Source organism: Xanthomonas cassavae CFBP 4642 (assembly GCF_000454545.1).
Taxonomy (GTDB): domain Bacteria; phylum Pseudomonadota; class Gammaproteobacteria; order Xanthomonadales; family Xanthomonadaceae; genus Xanthomonas; species Xanthomonas cassavae.
Genome location: NZ_CM002139.1, coordinates 2509141 through 2529192 on the forward strand (window position 1 = coordinate 2509141; position 20052 = coordinate 2529192).

A 20052-nucleotide genomic window follows, 5' to 3' on the forward strand; every position below is an offset into this window, starting at 1 on the left:
TCGACGGCGCCAGTGCCGGCGCGGTCAGGGAATCGGTCATCAAGGGCAAGCCATGGAATCAGAGACAAATTGTGCGGGCCGCGGCGCAAATCGTCCAATGCGCGCGGCGATGAACCGTATAATGACCGGATGCCTCGGAAGACCTCCCACGAACACGATCACGGCCTCACGGTCGAAGCCAGCAAGCCGGAGGTAGCGCCACCGCCGCGCTACCAGGTGTTGCTACTGAACGACGACTACACTCCGATGGACTTCGTGGTGACCGTCCTGCAGCAGTTTTTCAACCTGGACCTGGAGCGCGCCACCCAGGTCATGTTGCACGTCCACACCCGCGGGCGCGGCGTTTGCGGGGTCTACAGCCGCGAAGTCGCCGAGTCCAAGGTTGCGCAGGTCAACGAGTTTTCGCGCATGAACCAGCATCCGCTGCTGTGCACGATGGAACAGAGCTGAGACCGTCATCGGATCATTCCAGCAGTGCAACGGTGTGACCGCAATCGCGTGCTAACGCCGTCTGAACATACCTATTCGATAGGGTTGTGGAAAATCCCGACAAAAGCCGCATATTGTTGGCAACAGCCGTTCGGAGTTACCAATGTTCAGCAAAGACCTAGAGCAAACCATCGGCCAGTGCTACAAGCGAGCACGCGAGGCGCGTCACGAGTTCATGACCGTCGAGCACCTGCTGCTCTCGCTGCTGGACAACCCTTCCGCACAGGCCGTGCTCAAGGCCTGCGGCGCGGATCAGCTGCGCCTGCACAACGACCTGGAGCAGGCCATCGAGGCCTCGGTGTCGCGTCTTGCCGAAGACGACGGCCGCGACACCCAGCCAACCCTGGGCTTCCAGCGCGTATTGCAGCGCGCGGTCTACCACGTACAGTCCTCCGGCAAGAAGGAAGTCACCGGCGCCAACGTGCTGGTCGCCATCTTCGGCGAGAAGGACTCACATGCAGTCTATTTCCTGAACCAGCAGGACATCACCCGGCTGGATATCGTCAACTACCTGTCCCACGGCATCGCCAAGCTGGGCGAAGACGGCGAGCAGCCCTCCGCGTCCGACGGCGAGCCCAAGAGCGAGGGTGGGGAAGGCGAGGGCAAGGGCGATGCCCTGGCCGAGTACGCCACCAACCTCAACGAGCAGGCGCGCAACGGTAAGATCGACCCGCTGGTGGGGCGTGCCGACGAGATCGAGCGCACCATCCAGGTGCTGTGCCGCCGCCGCAAGAACAACCCGCTGTACGTGGGCGAGGCCGGCGTGGGCAAGACCGCGATCGCCGAGGGCCTGGCCAAGCGCATCGTCGACAACGACGTGCCGGACGTGCTGGCCGATGCGGTGATCTTCTCGCTCGACCTGGGCGCGCTCGTGGCCGGCACCAAATACCGTGGCGACTTCGAAAAGCGCCTCAAGGGTGTGCTGACCGCGCTGAAGAAGGTGCCGAACGCGGTGCTGTTCATCGACGAGATCCACACCATCATCGGTGCCGGCTCGGCATCGGGCGGCACCATGGATGCCTCCAATCTGATCAAGCCGGCGCTGGCCTCGGGTGAGCTGCGTTGCATCGGCTCGACCACCTTCCAGGAATACCGCGGCATCTTCGAAAAGGACCGTGCGCTGGCGCGTCGCTTCCAGAAGATCGACATCGTCGAGCCGACCGTGGGCGAGACCTTCGAAATCCTGCAGGGCCTCAAGCCCAAGTACGAGGCGCATCACGGCGTGACCTATGCCGATGACGCGCTGCAGGCGGCCGTGGACTTGTCGGTCAAGCACATCGGTGACCGCCTGCTGCCGGACAAGGCGATCGATGTGATCGACGAGGCCGGTGCGCGTCAGCGTCTGCTGCCGGAAGGCAAGCGCAAGGAACTGATCGATATCGAGGAGATCGAGACCATCGTCGCCAAGATGGCGCGGATTCCGGCCAAGCAGGTCAGCGCGACCGACAAGGACGTGCTGCAGCATCTGGAGCGCAACCTCAAGATGGTGATCTTCGGGCAGAACCCGGCGATCGAGACGCTGGCCGGCTCGATCAAGCTCGCGCGCTCGGGCCTGGCAAATCCGGAAAAGCCGATCGGCAACTTCCTGTTCGCCGGCCCGACCGGTGTCGGCAAGACCGAGGTCACCAAGCAGCTCGCGCTGCAGCTGGGGATCGAACTGGTGCGCTTCGACATGTCCGAGTACATGGAAGCGCATTCGATCAGCCGCCTGATCGGCGCGCCTCCGGGTTATGTGGGCTTCGATCAAGGCGGTCTGTTGACCGAAAAGATCGTCAAGACGCCGCACTGCGTGCTGCTGCTGGACGAGGTGGAAAAGGCGCATCCGGACATCTTCAACATTCTGTTGCAGGTCATGGACCGCGGCATCCTGACCGACACCAACGGGCGCGAGGCCAACTTCAAGAACGTGATCCTGGTGATGACCACCAATGCCGGTGCCACCCAGGCATCGCGACGGTCGATCGGCTTTACCAAGCAGGACCATTCCACCGATGCGATGGAGTCGATCCGTCGCGGCTTCACGCCGGAGTTCCGCAACCGTCTGGATGCCATCGTGCAGTTCCAGCCGCTGGGCTTCGACCACATCCTGCGTGTGGTGGACAAGTTCATCATCGAGCTGGAAATGCTGTTGCAGGAAAAGCATGTTTCGCTGTCGGCCACCCCGACCGCGCGCGACTGGCTTGCCCAGCATGGCTTCGACCCGTTGATGGGCGCACGCCCGATGTCGCGCGTGATCCAGGAGAAGATCAAGCGTCCGCTCGCCGACGAGCTGCTGTTTGGCAAGCTGGTGGAAGGCGGTCGCGTCAACATCGACGTCAAGGATGGCGAGCTGGTGGTGGAGGCGCATCCAGAGCCGGAGCGTTTGCTACCTGCCACGGTCGACTGATCGCAGGCCATGGTCGACAAGAAGCCGCTCTTGCGAGCGGCTTCTTTTATGCCTGCTGATCTGTAGCAACCATCAGTGGCCATCTATCGTCCATGAGGTGACCAGCAGAATCTCAAGTCCCCGAGTAGACGCCAAACTTCGAATGACAGGCACGACAAAAAGCGGCCATGGGCCGCCTCGCGTCTCAGCACCAAAACCGCTTACTTCATGCGGTAGGTAATACGGCCCTTGGTGAGGTCGTACGGCGTCATCTCGACCTTGACCCGGTCGCCGGTCAGGATGCGGATGTAGTTCTTGCGCATGCGACCGGAGATGTGGGCGATGATCTCGTGCCCGTTCTCCAGCTTGACCCGGAACGTGGTGTTGGGGAGCGTCTCGCTGACGCTGCCTTCGAATTCAATGGAGTCGTCTTTCGACATGTAATCCTGTGCAATCACGGCTGGCCCGACAGGGCCGTAAGGGACGGCATTTTACGCCCCATCTCCCGGTGGTGCAAATTTTATGTTAAGCGCGCCTCGCACAGCTCGCGCGCCAGCCGCTCGCCGTAGCGCACGGACCAGCTGCCTGCCGGCTCCGGCTGCGCCACCTGCTGCTTTACCTGCTGCAGAAAGTCAGTCCGCGGCAGGCGTTCTGCCCCCAGGCTCAGTAGATGGGGGTTTTCCACCTGCGCATCGAGCAGTGGCCATCCACGCGTATGCAGGTCGGCAGCCAGGGCGGCGAGCGCCACCTTGGAGCCGCCGCTGCGCGCACTGAACATGCTTTCGCCGAAGAACATCCGGCCGATCGCCACCCCATAGATGCCGCCCACCAGGTGTGCGCCGTCGAATACCTCCAGCGAATGCGCATGGCCGAGGTGGTGCAACCGGACGTACGCCTGTTGCATGGGGCGCGTGATCCAGGTGCCATCCTGGCCTGCGCGCGGAATCGCGGCACAGGCCGCGATGACGTGTTCGAACGCCGTGTCGGCGCGCACGGTCCACGTGCTGGTACGCAGTTGGCGCCTGAAGCGCGAGGACAGGCGCACGCCATCGGTCCGGAACACCATGCGCGGGTCCGGGCTCCACCACAGCAGCGGCTGGCCATCGGAGAACCAGGGGAATGCGCCATGCGCATAGGCATTGAGCAGGCGCGGCACCGACAGGTCGCCGCCGATCGCCAGCAGGCCATCCGGCTCGCGCAATGCCTGCTCGGCAGGCGGAAACGGCGCGGTGGGATCGGCGGAAAGCAGGAAGGGAAGGGCGCGCGACATCCGGCGAGTTTAGAGCGGCGACCAGAACGTAGCGAGCAGTCATCGGGTGCGGGTGGACGACGCGCTCAGCACCTGGGGTCGCGCATGGTGCATGCCGAGTCCGAACACCGGGCATGTCCATCTGGCGGCTGCGCAGCAGTTTTGCTGACGACTCTTACTCTGCCTTGCATCTACCTCGGGCGGATGGATCAGCGGATTGCCCGCTGAAGTCGGCGCACTGGCTCAGTCTCGGAACGGACTGTGCTCGGCCAGCTCGCGGGCATGGTGGGCAACCGCCACGCGCTCGTCCGCGCACCATTGCGCCAGCGGCTCGCGAAAGCCGGGGTCGGCGATCCAGTGGCGGCTGCGTACCAGCGTCGGCAGAAAGCCGCGCGCGATCTTGTGCTGGCCTTGCGCGCCGGGCTCGAAGCGGGTCAGGCCCTCGCGCAGGCAGTATTCCAGGCCCTGGTAGTAGCAGGTTTCGAAGTGCAGGCCGGGCAGGGCGTCGCCGCCCCAATAACGCCCGTACAAGGTGTCGTGGCCGCGCAGGCACAGCGCGCCGGCGATCGGGCGGCCGTCGAGGTCGGCCAGGAACATCACCAGCTGGCGCGGCATGGCCGTTGCCAGGTGCCGCAGGAACTGCGACGTGAGTGCGGGCGAATTGCCGTACTCGTTGAAGGTCTTCAGATAGAAGCCGTACATCGCCGCCAGGTCGTCCTGGCTGGCGTCGTTGCCATGGACCACGCGCAGGCGGATACCGGCGCGCTGCACCTTGGCCCGCTCCTGGCGGATGTTCTTGCGCCGCTTGTGGTCCATGGCGCCGAGGAATGCCTCGAAGTCGGTCCAGCCGGCGCTGTTGTGCCAGTGGTACTGCAGGTCGTTGCGTTCCAGCCAGTCGCCGTCAAAGGCGGTGTCTTCGTCTGCCCGGTGGAAATTCACATGCGCCGACGACAGGCCGCTGCGCTCGACCAGCTCGCGCATCGCCGCCAGCAGGTGCGGCCGCCACTTGGGCGCGCCCAGCAGGCGTGGGCCGGTCACCGGCGAGTAGGGCACGCCGCACAGCCACTTGGGGAAATACTCCTGCCCGTAACGCGCATACGCGTGGGCCCAGGCGTGGTCGAACACGAACTCGCCGTGCGAGTTGTTCTTCAGATACCCCGGCGCTGCGGCGACCAGCGTGTCGCCTTCCCACAGGGTCAGATGCAGTGGGTTCCAGCCCCAGTCCGGGCGCAGGCAGCCCTCGCGCTCCAGTCCTTCCAGAAACGCGTAGCCGATGAAGGGGTGCGTGCCATCGTGCAACGCGTCCCAGGCGCCGGCCGGCAATTCGTCCAGCCGACGGCACCAGCGTGCGGTGACGTTCATCCGTGCTGCCCGCAGGGCAGGCCGGTCGCAGGGCGCGACCGGCGGTCGATGGTCACCTCAGGCACTCTTGTCGAGATAACGCTCGGCATCCAGCGCTGCCATGCAGCCGAAGCCGGCCGAGGTGATGGCCTGGCGATAATGCTGGTCGGCCACGTCGCCGGCTGCGAATACGCCGGCCACCGAGGTCTCGGTCGCGGCACCGTTCAGGCCGGAGCGGATCTCCAGGTAGCCGTTGTTCATCGCCAGCTGGCCGTCGAACAACTGGGTGTTGGGGTGGTGGCCGATGGCCACGAAGAAGCCGTGCGCATCGATGTCGCGGGTGCCGCCGTCGATAGTGGACTTGACCCGTACGCCGGTCACGCCAGCATCGTTGCCCAGCACTTCGTCCACTGCGTGGTGCCAGACGGTTTCGATCTTGCCGGCGGCGACCTTGGCGAACAGCTTGTCCTGCATGATCTTTTCCGCGCGCAGGGTGTCGCGACGGTGCACCAGGTAGACCTTGCGGGCGATGTTGGACAGGTATAGCGCTTCTTCGACCGCGGTGTTACCGCCGCCGACCACGACCACGTCCTGGTCCTTATAGAAGAATCCGTCGCAGGTGGCGCAGGCGGAGACGCCGCGGCCTTTGAAGGCCTCTTCGGTCGGGATGCCCAGGTACTTGGCGGTGGCGCCGGTGGCGATGATCAGCGCGTCGCAGGTGTACTCGGCGCTATCGCCGATCAGCCGGAACGGCCGCTGCGACAGGTCGGCGGTGTGGATGTGGTCGAAGATGACTTCGGTGTCGAAGCGCTCGGCGTGCGCCTGCATGCGGTTCATCAGGTCCGGACCCATCAGGCCGTGGGGGTCGCCCGGCCAGTTGTCCACCTCGGTGGTGGTCATCAGCTGGCCGCCCTGCTGCAGGCCGGTAATGACCACCGGCTTGAGGTTGGCGCGTGCGGCGTAGACCGCGGCGGTCCAGCCGGCCGGGCCGGAGCCCAGGATCAGCAGGCGGGAATGCTTGGCGGGACTGGCAGAAGAGGCGCTCATGTATACTCGCGATCTAGGAATTGGTGGGATGGCGCCAGCACGATTGGCGCCCCCGTGGCGGCATAGAGTGGCGGTCCCCACCCGGTGAATCAAGGCGGCGCGATGGAACTGCTTGAACCGCAGATGGCATGGCCCCCCCACATTGCTTGTCCGACGCCGCCTTGTGCGGCGTTTTTCGTTGACTGCCGCCTGCCGCGGCAGCCGGCGCTCGCCCGACTACTGTAACCGCAGCCGCAGTCGTTTATTATCAACCACTAACAGCATTTTTCTAAGGTCTGGCTACAGGTGGCAAAGCAGGTTCCCGAACGCAGCAGCAAGCCCGCAGAGGGCAAGGCGTCGTCGCGCAAGACGGCGGTGGCGGACAATCCGCGCCGACAGAAGCTGTGGCGTGATCTGGCATTGATCGCAGTGGCGCCGCTGCTGCTGTATCTGCTGGCCAGCCTGTTTACCTATTCGGCCACCGATCCAGGGTGGTCGCGCACCGGCAATCTGGTCGCGCCGATCCACAACATGGGCGGCCGGTTCGGTGCCATGGCCGCTGACGTGTTGCTGCAGTTATTTGGCTACGTGGCCTTCCTGTTGCCGGTGATCCTGGGCGCGGTGGCCTGGATCGCGCTGATCGGCGAGCGCGAGGAGCAGAGCCAGAGCGATCTTGGGCCGGCGCTGCGGCTTGTCGGCATGGTGGGCTTTCTGATCTCGTCGACCGGGTTCCTGCATCTACGCCTGTTCCAGGGCGAGGTGGCGGAGGCTGGCGGCATTCTTGGCAAGCTGGTCAGCGGCTCGCTCAGCTCAGGCTTCGGCGCGCTGGGCGCCAACCTGTTCGTGGTGGTGTTGTTGCTGGTGTCGATCACGCTGGCCACCGGGTTGTCGTGGTTCGCGGTGATGGAGCGGATCGGCACGTGGGTGCTGGCGCTGGGGCCGCTGATGCAGCGCAAGACCCATCAGGCCAGCGAGTGGCAGCAGACCCGGGTGATGCGCGAAGAGCGCGAGGAAGTGCGCAAGGTCGATGCGGTCAAGCAGGCCAAGCGCGAGCCGGTGAAGATCGAGCCGCCGCCGGCGCCGGTGGTGGAAAAGAGCGAACGCGCCAAGCGCGATACCCAGATTCCGATGTTCCAGGGCGTCAGTACCGATGGCTCGGATCTGCCGCCGCTTGCCCTGCTGGACGACCCCAAGCCGCAGGCCAAGGGCTATTCGGAAGAAACCCTGGAAACGCTGTCGCGGCAGATCGAATTCAAGCTCAAGGATTTCCGTATCGAGGCGCAGGTGGTCGGCGCCTATCCGGGCCCGGTGATCACCCGTTTCGAAATCGAACCGGCACCGGGCATCAAGGTCAGCCAGATCAGCTCGCTGGACAAGGACATCGCGCGCGGGCTGTCGGTGAAGTCGGTGCGCGTGGTCGACGTGATCCCGGGCAAGTCGGTGATCGGCCTGGAAATCCCCAACGTCAGCCGCGAGATGATCTTCCTGTCCGAGCTGCTGCGCTCCAAGGAATACGACAAGTCGGCCAGCCCGCTGACGCTGGCCCTGGGCAAGGACATCGCCGGCCGCCCGACCGTGGCCGATCTGGCGCGCATGCCGCACTTGCTGGTGGCCGGTACCACTGGCTCGGGCAAGTCGGTGGCAGTCAATGCGATGGTGCTGAGCCTGCTGTTCAAGGCCTCGCACAAGGAACTGCGCATGCTGATGATCGATCCGAAGATGCTCGAACTGAGCGTTTATCAGGGCATCCCGCATCTGCTGGCGCCGGTGGTCACCGACATGAAGGAGGCCGCCAACGGCCTGCGTTGGTGCGTGGCCGAGATGGAGCGCCGCTACAAGCTGATGAGCGCGGTGGGCGTGCGCAACCTGGCCGGCTTCAACAAGAAGATCAAGGACGCCATCGACGCGGGCCAGCCGATGATGGACCCGCTGTTCAAGCCGAACCCGGAGCTGGGCGAGGCGCCGCGTCCGCTGGAAACGCTGCCGTTCATCGTGATCTTCATCGACGAATTCGCCGACATGATGATGATCGTCGGCAAGAAGGTCGAAGAACTCATCGCGCGCCTGGCACAGAAGGCACGCGCGGCCGGCATCCATTTGATCCTGGCCACGCAGCGGCCGTCGGTGGACGTGATCACCGGCCTGATCAAGGCCAATATCCCCACCCGCGTCGCGTTCCAGGTCAGCTCCAAGATCGATTCGCGCACCATTCTGGATCAATCCGGCGCCGAAGCGCTGCTGGGCAACGGCGACATGCTGTATCTGCCGCCAGGCACGGCGCTGCCGGATCGCGTGCATGGCGCCTTCGTCAGCGACGAAGAAGTGCATCGGGTGGTCGAGCACCTCAAGGCCAGCGGGCCGGTGTCCTACGTCGAAGGCGTGCTGGACGAAGTGCAGACGATGGGTGACGGCACCGTGGTCGGCGCCACCGGCCTGCCGGAAAGCACTGGCGGTGGCGGCGATGAATCGGACCCGTTGTACGACGAGGCGCTGCGCATCGTGACCGAGACCCGGCGCGCGTCGATTTCCGGCGTGCAGCGCCGTTTGAAGATCGGCTACAACCGCGCCGCACGCCTGATCGAGGCGATGGAAGCGGCCGGTGTGGTCAGCCCGCCCGAGCACAACGGCGACCGCAGCGTGCTGGCACCGCCGCCGCCGAAGTAGGCGCCGCGACCATTACCGGCGTGCAGCGCGCCGGAGCGGACCTTTGCGGGTCGATGGCGGCTCGGCGTTGCCCGCAGGCGTTGGTTGCGTGACCTGGGTCGAAGGGTGCATCGCTTTGCCTGGCGAGGTGCGCGCACCGGGTTGTTCGCCGCGCCTCTCGTCGGTTGCCGGTGGCGTCTATATGCGCAACGATGCGGCAGAGTTGGAAGTCCATGCCTGTCATTGCCGGGCACAACGGCTACCCTGTGCAGTACGCGCCACCTTGGCCTGTCGTGATCGAGACCCATGCTGCATCGTCCCTTGCTGTTGCTCGTGCTGTTGTACTCCGCACCGCTGCTGGCCCAGGCCCAGCAGCAGGCCACGCCTGCCCCGGCGGCCGCTCGCGCCCAGGCCGACACCAACTACAGCTTCGTGCGCTATCGCGCCGACTACGAGGTGCGCGCGGACGCCAGCAGCGTGGAGACCGACGAATACGAGATCCTGCTCAAGACCAAGTCGGCGGTGGAGCAGTTCAGCCAGGTGCGCCTGAGCTATAGCGAGAAGATGGAAACGCTCGAGGTGCTTCAGGCCTACACCGTCACCGCCGAGGGCCTGCGCCAGGAGGTGGCCAACGACAAGATCTATACCCAGGAAAGCTATTCCAGCGCCTCGGCGGCGATGTACGCCGACCGCAAGGTCAAGGTGGTGGTGTTCCCGAACCTGGCCCCGGGGGCGCGCATCGTCTACCGGGTGCGGCGAGCGCAGAACACCCCGTATTTCCCTGGCTATTTCAGCCTGTGGGAAACCTTCAGCGTCTTTGCGCAGTACGACGATGCGGTGGTCACGCTGGTGGCACCGAAGTCGTTGCCGATGCATCTGTCGGTGCGTGGGCTGCAGGGCGGCACCAAACCGGTGGTGCGCGGCGATCAGGCGCGCTGGGAATGGCGGTACCAGCGCGCCGCGCCGATGAAGAACCAGAACTGGAGCGCGGCGAGCTGGGAGTTCAGCCCCACCTTGATGGCCAGCACTTTCGATAGTTGGTCGCAGATGGGCCTGGCGTATCACGTCAAGGGCGGGCGCGCCGCAGCGGTCACCCCGGCGATCCAGGCACTGGCCGACCAGGTCACCAAGGGGATCGACGAGCCGCGTGCACAGGCGGCGGCCCTGTACGAATGGGTGGCGCGCAATATCCGCTACGTAGCGGTGTACCTGGGCAATGGCGGGCTGGAGCCCAACAGCGCCGACAGCATCCTGGCCAACCACTATGGCGACTGCAAGGACCACACGGTGATCCTGGAGGCGTTGCTGGCGGCCAAGGGCATCGCCAGTACGCCGGTCCTGATCGGTGCCGAGGGCGGGCCGACATTGCCGGCGATCCCGGTGCTGGGGCGTTTCAATCACGCCATCACCTATATCCCGGCCTTCGATCTGTACGTCGACTCCACCAACCCGTATGCGCGCTTCGGCCAGCTGCCGGCCGGCGATCTGGGCGCGCCGGTGGTGCATACGCGCGACGGCAAGCTCACCCACACGCCGCCGAACGACCGCAAGGTCAATCGCTATGTTGCGCGGACCGAATACCGCTTCACCCCGCAGGGCGGGCTGCTAGGGCTGACCACGCTGGATAGCGGGCCGACCGGCGAAGTGGGGTTGCGCGCGATGTTCGCGCAGCTCAATGCGCAGAACCGCAACCGCATCGAAGAATCGATCATCGCCCAGTCCGGCTTCGTCGGCACCGGCGATCTGCTGATCCAGGGCGATCCGCTGGATCTGGATACGCCGTTCAACTATCGCTACTCCTTCCAGGCCAGCGACGCGGTGGACTTTTCGGTGGTCGGCGGCATGACCTTGCCGGATATGCCAGGTGCCGAATCCACGCGCGCGGTCTATACGACCACCTCGGCCGAAGACAATCTGACCCCGTTCTACTGCAACGACAGCGTGCGCGAGGAAACCTACGTGGTGAGCTTTCCCGAGACGGTGCCGATTATCGCCATTCCGCGCAGCAGCACCTTTCGCAATGCCGCCGGCGAATACACGGTTGAGTGGACACGGCAGGGGCAGACGGTCACCGCTGTGCATCGCCTGCAGCGTGCCGCCGTGCGCGGGCCGCAGGCGTTGTGCCAGCCACAGGATTACCGCGCGTTTCGCGAGCTCTACCAACAGGTGCGGCGCGGGTTTCGCGGGCAGATCGTCTATGGCGATCTGTCCAGGGTGCAGACGGCACAATGAGGCGGATTGCCGCGTACACGCTGCCATCTGAACATGTCGTGCGATAGCGCTCGCCCATTCATCTGCGAAGTATCAGAATCTACCGCATGTCCTTCTGGAAGACCGCGATGCATCGCCAGCTCCGTTATGCCGTCCTCGCCACTGCTCTGTTTGCCAGCACCGCGTTTGCCGGTGCGCGCCAGGAGTTGGACACCTTCACGCGAGGGTTGAAGGGGCTGGATGGGCAGTTCAGTCAGCGGGTGACCGACGCGAACGGCCGGGTCAAGGAAACCTCGAGCGGGCGGGTCGCACTGGCGACACCGCGTCGGTTCCGTTGGGAATATGCCAAGCCTTACAAGCAGCTGATCGTGGCCGACGGCACGAAGGTCTGGGTATTCGACCCCGATCTGGAGCAGGTCACCGTGCGCGCACAGGGCAGTGAAGAACAGAACAGCCCGCTGGTTGCATTGATCGACCCGGCGCTTCTGGACAAGAAGTACGATGTCAGCGAAGAAGCCGCGCCACGCGACGGCCTGCAATGGTTGTCGTTGACGCCCAAGCTGGACACCGACGCCAGCTTCCAGATCGCCTCGCTGGGGTTCGGCAAGAATGGCCTGGCCCGGATGGACGTGGTGGACGCGGTCGGCCAGCGCACTGCGATCAGCTTTAGCGGCTGGAAGCGCAATCCGGCGTTTGCTGCAGACACCTTTCGCTATACGCCGGCCCAGGGCGTGGACGTGGTGGGCGACGCGCAGTAGAAGCGTCTGCGGGACGCGCGAGATGAGTGCATGATGCTGCATGGTGCAGCGAGCGGCTGTGCTTGCGAGCGTGCGGCAGTTGTCGTGACCTGACCGATGCACCCGCACAAGAGCGATGCCTGCGCGCTACGGGACTGGCTCGTACGGGATCCACTGACCAACCGTCCGACTCGCCTCCGCCGCGTGGTTGGTCTGGCGTTTGATGAAGAAATCGAGGCCACGTTCGCGCTGGCGTTTGCCCTTTTCGCGCAGGATCAGGATGGTCGGTTCCCAGATGCTCGGGTGGCTGATCAGCTCATCAAAGGCGCGATCGGCTTCCGCCGCTTGCGCTTCGCATCCGGCGATCCGCAATAGCTGGGCCTGCGCGCGCAACGCGTCAAGACGTGGTGCAGCCTCTGCCTGCAACACCCAGTCCACGATCAGCGAGGCGAACTTGTTGTCTTGCATGTGGAGGCGGACCCGGTCGATGAAGTCCTGCAACTGGCGCTCGGCCACCATGTAGAGCCGCTGGTCGTCGACCTTGCCCTGCAGTTTGGAGATTCCGTAGTGGATCCATAACTGCCAGTTGCGCTTCACTTCGCGTTCGAATGAGGCGAAATTGAAGAATTCGAAACCGCGATCCGTGCGCACAGGATCGATTTCGTTGTTGAACATCCACAAGGTGGAGAACGTATTGCTGCCGGCCGAGCGCAGTTCCCTGCTGTAGCCGAGATCCAGCGTGGCCATGGACAGCCGCGCCGCTGGTGTGGGCGGCGCATTGCCGGTGCTTGGGTGCGTCCACTGCCGGGCGACGACACTGGCCGATGCGCGCCCTGCGATCTCTACCCTGGATTGCGCGCTCGAATCTTTCAGCACCATGGTCATGTAGCCTTCGATCGGAGTCTGCGAACGGGAGGCTTCCCGCCGCGCTTTCACGCCGAGCGACGCCCCCAGGGTGGCGCGCCGCGGTCGGCCGTCCATGTTTCCCATACGCACGCCGGCAGCGACGCTGAGGCTGGATTCAGTTGCCGAGGCGTTGCGGTCGGCATGGCCGATCAAGCCAACGGTGATGCTGGGGTGGTGCGCCAGCAGTTCCCCCAGAAAATCGCGCTCGCTCAACCGGCCTGCATCGCCGCCGGATTGCTCGGCCAGTTGCAGCAAGTGTTCAAACATGGCCAGGAATTGCGCGCGCTGCTCCAGCTCCTGGCCCTTGCCCCGCCGTGGTACGCGGATTTGCACGCCATGCTCGGTGCCCGATTCTTTTTTGATGCGCCACTCGGCTGCGCCCGTGATACCCACCGGTGCGTGTTCGGTGCCCGGCAGCAGCACGCCCGCGCTAATGCCGGTACTGGCGTTGAACTGCCGCGCCTTCTGCCGCCCGATCTGCAGCGACAACCCCGTCCGCCCCATGTAAATCTCCACCGAGCGATCGGAACTGGTCTGGCCGCCCGCGGAGAGTTTCAGTCCCAGGCCGCTGGGGATGATCGCAAGCGCGGCCGACAGCGGCGTCGTATTGAGTCCGATCACACGTTGCTCGGTGAGACGCAGCTTGTCGCGCCATTCCAGCCGTTCCATCAGGTTGCGCAGGCATTCGAACAGCGCACGCGGCGATCTGACGCGGGAGGTGTCGCCCTCATGCAGAAGGCGACTGGCATGACCAATGGCCCGATGAAAGTGGTTGCGTGCGTGCGACGCCAATTCTACATCCAGGGACGCTGCACCGACCGGCAGGTCGCTCGGCTGTCCGGCATGGTCGAGCAGGCCGCGCTGGATCAGACGCAGCGTTTCCGGCAGACGCATGCGGCCCGCGCGTAATGCAACCCATGCGGACGCAATCGCCGGATGGCACGCCGCCAGCTGCAGATCGTCGGTCTCGTTCACGGAGGCAGCCACCGAGCGCTGAAGCTCCTGGCCACGCCGTTCGATCGTGCCCAGCACCTTGGCGGTGAAGGTCAGGTCGGTCGCGTTCTGCTCGTGTGGGAGCCACTGCGTGTATTCCAATAGCGCCTGCATTGCCAGTTCGTCCTGCGACGGCATTCGCCCGCCCGCCAGCTGGATCTGGCGGCGCGCGACGAGCCAGCTGGTCAGGTGGCCGGCCGCTTCGCGAAACGCGTCGTTGGCGCGCCGCACGGCTGTGGGAAGCGCTTCGGAGGCTCCGACCTTCATTCCCAGCTCAAGTGCGTTGAAGGGATTGAGGGCGCGCTTGCCGCGCCGTCCGCTGCCTGCTACCGCCCATTGCGCAAACATCTGCAGGCATGCGTTGACGCGCGCATAGGGTGAACCTGCCCGGGTGGTTTCGTAGCCATTGCGGAATGCGTGAAATGCGCTGCGCTGGGCATCGGTTGCAGACTGCAGGCCCTGCAGCGGGGAGTTTCCATGCACGGCATGGCGCGCTCCCATCTGCGCATCGCCCAGCCAGGTGCGTTCAGCCTGTTCTGCGTCCGGCGTCAGTGCAAGCCGGTGGCTGGCACGCAGGTGAATCTGCGCCGCCTCCAAGCATTCCCTGGAGGGGGGCGTGGGTTCTTCGCGCAGCATGTGCGAAAGAACCTGCATGCCGCGCGGAACGCTGGCCAACAGGCCGACGCAGGCGGTGAGGGTCTCCATTGGCTGGACCGCCTCGGCAGCGATGGAGACCTGTGGCGGCGGAATCAGCTCACGCAACTGCACCACGCCCAGGCGTCGCAGCACGTCGGCCGCTGCCGTGGCATCGCCCCCGCTGGCGATGGCCAAGGCCTGCAGGGCGATGCGCAACGCGTCGACCGGCTGCAAGGCGTCGCTTCCGAACGCGGCGCTGCGGCCATGCAGACCGTCAGCCCAGGCGCGCAGAACCTGTCGACTCACGGGGTCGATGGTTTCCTCGCCAAAGCCGGGTAGGGCCTCGAGCAGTGCCTCCATGGTGTTGGCGAAAATATCGGCAGCGACGGGCCGGGCCTCATCGGCCGGCGGCTGCGCGGCTGCATGTTCCACCATGCGCCGCATGTCGCCGTTCGCAGCTTCCAGCGTGCTGACCGTCTGTTCGTGCTGCCACAACTCCTCGGTGTTGATCCGCGACGAATGTCGCGCCTGCTGCAGTTTTGCCTCGACCTGGTCGAGGCGCTGCTGTAGGCGCCGCGCATGCCGCCGACAGCGCTCGGCATGCGTGCGTTGCAGGGTCAGCATGTTCTCGTTGCGCCCCAGCCGTGGACGCAGTGCCTCGATTTCTCGGTTTCGTTCTGCGGCAAGGTGCGAGCCGAGCGTGCGAGACGCCGGCATGTTGGCAGAGCTGCCTGCTTGATCTGACTGCAACGCATCGCGTGCTTGCGCATACGCGCTTCGCAATTGATCGATCTCCGCGTTAGCTTTCGCAAGTGCTTGCTCTGCTTGTGCTGCCTGTGCCGAGCCGCGGCCGAAAAACACCGCTTTGGCCAGCGCATCGCTGCGCGCGCGCGCCGGCTGATCGCCCGGTAGCGCGTTCAATACCGCGCGTGCGGAGAGGATGTCCGACTCGAGATCGTGGATCGCGGCCGCCACGGCATCAGTCTGCCCATTGCATCCATGCAGCTGTTGCAGCAGTTCGGCACGTTCGCGCGTCAGCGCGTTGATGCTGTCGCTGAGGTTGGCGGCGCGCCGGGCTCTCAGGGCCAACTGCTCGCGTGCAGCCTGTAGCGTTTGTGCATGCGCGTAGGTCAGTTCGTCCTGGCGACGCCGGGAGATGCGTGCGGCCAGGTCGTTGTTGGATTGCTCCAGGCGGGCGATCAGCGCCTCATTGAGATGCTGGGTGGCATCGGACAGCAGCGGGGCTGCTCGCAAATCACGGGCGGCATCGGCGTTGCGATCCGATGGGCCGGCTGGTGTGTCCCGCTCGTACTGCACCGAGGAATAGCGCAGCAGGCTCGTATGTGGTTCTGGAGCACCGCTACTGAGCCCCAATCGCTCTGCGGCCTTCCTGCAGGGCCGCGGGAGAGCGTGTTTGCGTTTGGGAGCGGCCTTCAATCCGGGGTCGACGACGCTTGGCTGTCTTGCTTGCTCAAGCAGCGTCGCGGACCAACCCAGCGGATCTTCCTGTGCCTGGATCAGTTCCGCCTCGAACGCGCATGGGTCCGGAGTCGCCAATTTGTTGTGCGTCTGCCGCTGCGCAGAAGGCTTGGATGGATGCGCGATGGTCTCGGCCATCCCTGGAAGACAAGCGGCGATGACGGAAGGGAGAAGCGGAATGCGGGGCATGGTGAAATCTGTACGCTGAACCTGATGCTTGCGCTGGCGCAGCTCGTGGCCGATGCGGAATGCCGGCAAGCGATTGCGGTCACTCGTTACTCAGTAACAGTATTGCGTTGCGCAGTCGATGCGTTGCACCTGAGCGAAGTGGTCGCTTGGAAAGAGAACGTCGGCGTCTCAGCGATGGCCGAACACTGCGTGGTGGAACGTCCGGCGCAGGCCGTAGAATGAAGGGGTGAGCAAAGCCAAACGCCCCGACTCGATCACACCCGATCTGCTGCATGTCGATCGCAGCGCCATGGGGCCCCTGGCAGAGCGGATGCGGCCGCGCACGCTTGACGAGATGGTGGGTCAGAAGCGATTGCTGGCTCCCGACAGCGCCTTGCGGCGCGCGGTCGAATCCGGGCGCGTGCACTCGATGATCCTGTGGGGCCCGCCGGGATGCGGCAAGACCACATTGGCCTTGTTGCTGGCGCACTACGCAGACGCCGAATTCAAGGCGATCTCGGCCGTCCTCTCCGGCTTGCCGGAAGTGCGGCAGGTGCTGGCAGAGGCGGCGCAGCGTTTTGCCGGTGGCCGCCGCACCGTGTTGTTCGTCGATGAGGTGCATCGCTTCAACAAGGCCCAGCAGGATGCGTTCTTGCCGCATATCGAACGCGGCACGATTTTGTTCGTGGGTGCGACCACTGAAAACCCGTCCTTCGAGTTGAACTCAGCGTTGTTGTCGCGTTGCCGCGTGCATGTGCTGGAAGGCGTGTCGCCGCAGGATATTGTCGAAGCCTTGCAGCGTGCCTTGCGCGATGCCGAGCGCGGCTTGGGGACGGAGACGATCCGGGTCAGCGAAGCGTCGCTGCTGGAAATCGCCAGCGCCGCCGACGGCGATGTGCGTCGGGCACTGACGCTGTTGGAAATTGCCGCGGAACTGGCGGCAGGCGAGGGTGGCGAGATTACGCCGCAGACGTTGCTGCAGGTGCTGGCCGACCGTACGCGCCGCTTCGACAAGAACGGCGAGCAGTTCTACGACCAGATTTCGGCGTTGCATAAGTCCGTACGCAGTTCCAACCCGGATGCAGCGCTGTATTGGCTGACGCGCATGCTCGATGGCGGGTGCGACCCTGCGTATCTGGCGCGTCGGTTGACCCGCATGGCGATCGAGGACATTGGCCTGGCCGATCCGCGCGCGCAGAGCATGGCGCTAGAAGCCTGGGACATCTACGAGCGCCTCGGCAGCCCGGAAGGCGAGTTGGCATTCGCACAGCTGGTGCTGTACCTGGCCAGCACCGCCAAATCCAACGCCGGCTATGCTGCCTTCAACCAGGCCAAGGCCGAAGTGCGCGCCACCGGCACGCAGGAGGTACCACTGCATCTGCGCAACGCACCGACAACGTTGATGAAGACGCTGGGCTACGGCCAGGATTACCAATACGACCATGATGCCGAGGGCGGCATCGCGCTGGATCAGACCGGCTTCCCCGATGCGATGGGCGAGCGCGTGTACTACAATCCGGTGCCGCGCGGGATGGAGATCAAGCTGAAGGAAAAGCTCGATCGGCTGCGTGAGGCGCGCGCGCAGGCACGGGCTGACAAGGCCGACAAGCCCACGGCATAATCGGCCGCACAGGAGATGGCATTCCTCCTCGAGCCGCACGCACCCTGCGCGCTGGTGATGCCTGCCCGCCCCGCCGGGGCGGCAGGTCTGTGCCCCGGCATCGCTCTTGACTCAGGAAGGATGAGGCCGATGTTGCACATTTTTTTGTCGAAGACACGCTTTGGTCGCGGGGTGCGCGCATGAATGCACCGGTGTGGTGGCAACAGCTGGTGCTGGCGATGACCGGTGGCGCACTGGGATCGGGCTTGCGTTTTGCGATCGGTGCCTCGTTGATCCAGCGCTTCGGCACCGGCTTCCCGTGGGGAACGCTGACGGTGAATCTGCTCGGGTCGTTCGTGGCCGGCGTGTTGCTGGTCTGGCTGGATGCACGCGGGCCCTCGAGCTGGCCGCTGCGGGCCTTGTTGATCGTCGGCGTGATCGGTGGGCTGACCACGTTTTCGTCGCTGATGATGGAGTGCCTGGTGTTTGCGCGCACCGACCGCTCGACGATGATCGGCATCTATCTGGCGGTGACCTTGCTGGCTGGACTGGCGCTGGTCTTTGCAGGTGCGCGGACCGGTCAATGGTTGGTGGCGCGCTGAGCGCCGCTAGTTGGTCGCGGGGTCTGCGGCGTACCTATTGCAACTAGATCGACGGCTTCAGTCGCCGCGGCGACATGACCATTGCATCAGAATGCAATGCATAGCGTTTCAATGGGCACGCGGGGGATATGCGTTGGATCGCCACGACTTTGGCAAGACCGCATTGATCGAGAAAGAAAAGGGCGTGCTTGCGCACGCCCTTTTGGTGACGGCATGGCGATTTAATCGCTAAAGCCTGATATCGGCGGGTCGATTACACAGACGGAAACACCAGGTCGACCCGGAAGGCCGACCCCGCGCTTCAACGTGCCTTACAGCGCTTCGATGATGCCCGCAGCGCCCATGCCGGTGCCGATGCACATGGTGACCATGCCGTACTTCTGCTGACGACGGCGCAGGCCATGCACCAGCGTGGCGGCACGGATCGCGCCGGTGGCGCCCAGCGGGTGGCCCAGTGCAATCGCGCCGCCCAGCGGATTGACCTTGGATGGATCCAGCTCGCTGTCGCGGATCACGGCCAACGCCTGTGCGGCGAAGGCTTCGTTGAGCTCGATCCAGTCGAGCTGGTCCTTGGTCAGCCCGGCCTGCTTGAGCGCCTTTGGAATCGCGGCGATCGGGCCGATACCCATCACTTCCGGGCGCACGCCAGCGACCGAGAAGCTGACAAAACGCGCAAGCGGGGTGAGGCCGTAGTCCTTGATCGCCTGCTCGGAGGCCAGCAGCACGGCACCGGCGCCATCGCTCATCTGCGAAGAATTACCCGCGGTGACGCTACCGCCGAACTGGCCGTTGCGGAACACCGGGCGCAGCTTGGCCAGGCCTTCCAGCGAGCTGTCCGGGCGCGGGCCTTCGTCGGTGTCGACCAGGCGCTTGCGCAGGGCGACGACATTGCCGGCCAGGTCGGGCTGGTGCGAATGGATCTCATACGGGATGATCTCGTCGCGGAACTCGCCGGCGGCGATCGCGGCGATGGCCTTCTGGTGCGAGGCCAGCGCGAATGCATCCTGATCCTCACGCGAGACCTTCCATTCTTCGGCCACCTTCTCGGCGGTGATGCCCATGCCATAGGCAATGGCCACGTGATCGTCGGCGAACACGCTCGGCGACATCGCGACCTTGTTGCCCATCATCGGCACCATCGACATCGACTCGGTACCGCCGGCCAGCATCAGGTCGGCGTTGCCCAGACGGATCTGGTCGGCCGCCATCGCCACGGCCTGGATGCCGGACGAGCAGAAGCGGTTGATGGTCTGGCCAGCCACGCTGTTGGGCAGGCCGGCCAGCAGCACGCCGATGCGCGCCACGTTCATGCCTTGCTCGCCCTCGGGCATGGCGCAGCCGATGATGGCGTCGTCGATGCGCGACAGATCGATCCCCGGCGCCTGCGCCACGACTGCACGCAACACGTGCGCCAGCATGTCGTCAGGACGGGTATTGCGGAACACGCCCTTGGGCGCCTTGCCGACCGGGGTACGGGTGGCGGCGACGATGTAGGCTTCTTGAATCTGCTTGCTCATTTGGCTATCTCCGATAGCCGGGATTCGGGATTTGGGATTTGGGATTCGTCAAAGCGAATCCCAATGTCCGAATGGTCCAACCCGGCGGAT

The 20052-nt window shown here is 64.8% G+C and carries 14 protein-coding genes; 8 read left to right on the forward strand and 6 right to left on the reverse strand.

What is annotated here, in order from left to right:
* The first annotated feature begins 129 nt into the window (after positions 1 to 129).
* Both clpS and clpA read left to right on the forward strand, forming a co-directional pair.
* Entirely contained in the window at positions 130 to 450 is a 321-nt protein-coding gene (gene clpS / locus XCSCFBP4642_RS0111075) for an ATP-dependent Clp protease adapter ClpS (protein ID WP_029219836.1), read from the forward strand.
* Positions 451 to 592: 142 nt separating this feature from the next.
* The gene (gene clpA, locus XCSCFBP4642_RS0111080; RefSeq protein ID WP_029219837.1) at positions 593 to 2875 is read left to right on the forward strand and encodes an ATP-dependent Clp protease ATP-binding subunit ClpA; all 2283 of its coding nucleotides are present in this window, start codon (positions 593 to 595) and stop codon (positions 2873 to 2875) included.
* 200 nt (positions 2876 to 3075) lie between these two features.
* On the opposite strand, the gene infA is transcribed toward clpA, so the two are convergent.
* From infA to trxB, 4 genes are all read right to left on the reverse strand, one after another.
* Positions 3076 to 3294, reverse strand: a complete 219-nt coding sequence (infA, locus tag XCSCFBP4642_RS0111085) for a translation initiation factor IF-1 (RefSeq protein ID WP_002813418.1) — start codon at positions 3292 to 3294, stop codon at positions 3076 to 3078.
* Positions 3295 to 3374: 80 nt separating this feature from the next.
* Positions 3375 to 4124 (reverse strand): leucyl/phenylalanyl-tRNA--protein transferase, encoded by a 750-nt coding sequence (aat, locus tag XCSCFBP4642_RS0111090; RefSeq protein WP_029219838.1) that lies wholly within the window; start codon positions 4122 to 4124, stop codon positions 3375 to 3377.
* 222 nt (positions 4125 to 4346) lie between these two features.
* Complete coding sequence (locus XCSCFBP4642_RS0111095; protein ID WP_029219839.1) at positions 4347 to 5465, reverse strand: GNAT family N-acetyltransferase; 1119 nt, start codon at positions 5463 to 5465, stop codon at positions 4347 to 4349.
* 57 nt (positions 5466 to 5522) lie between these two features.
* The gene (trxB, locus tag XCSCFBP4642_RS0111100; protein ID WP_029219840.1) at positions 5523 to 6491 is read right to left on the reverse strand and encodes a thioredoxin-disulfide reductase; all 969 of its coding nucleotides are present in this window, start codon (positions 6489 to 6491) and stop codon (positions 5523 to 5525) included.
* 285 nt (positions 6492 to 6776) lie between these two features.
* On the opposite strand from trxB, the gene XCSCFBP4642_RS0111105 reads away from it, so the two are divergent.
* The 3 genes from XCSCFBP4642_RS0111105 to lolA all read left to right on the forward strand — a co-directional run bounded on the left by XCSCFBP4642_RS0111105 (position 6777) and on the right by lolA (position 12082).
* Complete coding sequence (locus XCSCFBP4642_RS0111105; protein ID WP_029219841.1) at positions 6777 to 9134, forward strand: DNA translocase FtsK; 2358 nt, start codon at positions 6777 to 6779, stop codon at positions 9132 to 9134.
* A 285-nt stretch (positions 9135 to 9419) separates the two neighbouring features.
* Positions 9420 to 11345: a DUF3857 domain-containing transglutaminase family protein gene (locus XCSCFBP4642_RS0111110; protein ID WP_033898269.1), complete on the forward strand. Its 1926-nt coding sequence runs from the start codon at positions 9420 to 9422 to the stop codon at positions 11343 to 11345.
* A 107-nt stretch (positions 11346 to 11452) separates the two neighbouring features.
* Positions 11453 to 12082, forward strand: coding sequence for an outer membrane lipoprotein periplasmic chaperone LolA (gene lolA / locus XCSCFBP4642_RS0111115; protein WP_029219843.1), 630 nt, complete (start codon positions 11453 to 11455; stop codon positions 12080 to 12082).
* A 126-nt stretch (positions 12083 to 12208) separates the two neighbouring features.
* Here the strand turns inward: lolA and xopZ are convergent, their stop codons facing one another.
* Complete coding sequence (gene xopZ, locus XCSCFBP4642_RS0111120) at positions 12209 to 16264, reverse strand: XopZ family type III secretion system effector (RefSeq protein WP_084624784.1); 4056 nt, start codon at positions 16262 to 16264, stop codon at positions 12209 to 12211.
* On the opposite strand from xopZ, the gene XCSCFBP4642_RS26965 reads away from it, so the two are divergent.
* The 3 genes from XCSCFBP4642_RS26965 to crcB all read left to right on the forward strand — a co-directional run bounded on the left by XCSCFBP4642_RS26965 (position 16193) and on the right by crcB (position 18445).
* Positions 16193 to 16486: a hypothetical protein gene (locus XCSCFBP4642_RS26965; RefSeq protein WP_228325723.1), complete on the forward strand. Its 294-nt coding sequence runs from the start codon at positions 16193 to 16195 to the stop codon at positions 16484 to 16486. The genes xopZ and XCSCFBP4642_RS26965 overlap by 72 nt on opposite strands.
* Before the next feature lie 4 nt (positions 16487 to 16490).
* Positions 16491 to 17864, forward strand: coding sequence for a replication-associated recombination protein A (locus tag XCSCFBP4642_RS0111130; RefSeq protein ID WP_029219845.1), 1374 nt, complete (start codon positions 16491 to 16493; stop codon positions 17862 to 17864).
* A gap of 179 nt (positions 17865 to 18043) precedes the next feature.
* Positions 18044 to 18445, forward strand: coding sequence for a fluoride efflux transporter CrcB (crcB, locus tag XCSCFBP4642_RS0111135; protein ID WP_029219846.1), 402 nt, complete (start codon positions 18044 to 18046; stop codon positions 18443 to 18445).
* Positions 18446 to 18756: 311 nt separating this feature from the next.
* Here crcB and XCSCFBP4642_RS0111140 read toward each other — a convergent pair whose 3' ends face one another.
* A complete protein-coding gene (locus tag XCSCFBP4642_RS0111140) occupies positions 18757 to 19962 on the reverse strand; it encodes an acetyl-CoA C-acyltransferase (RefSeq protein ID WP_029219847.1) in 1206 nt (401 codons plus the stop codon).
* Between the last annotated feature and the right edge of the window lie 90 nt (positions 19963 to 20052).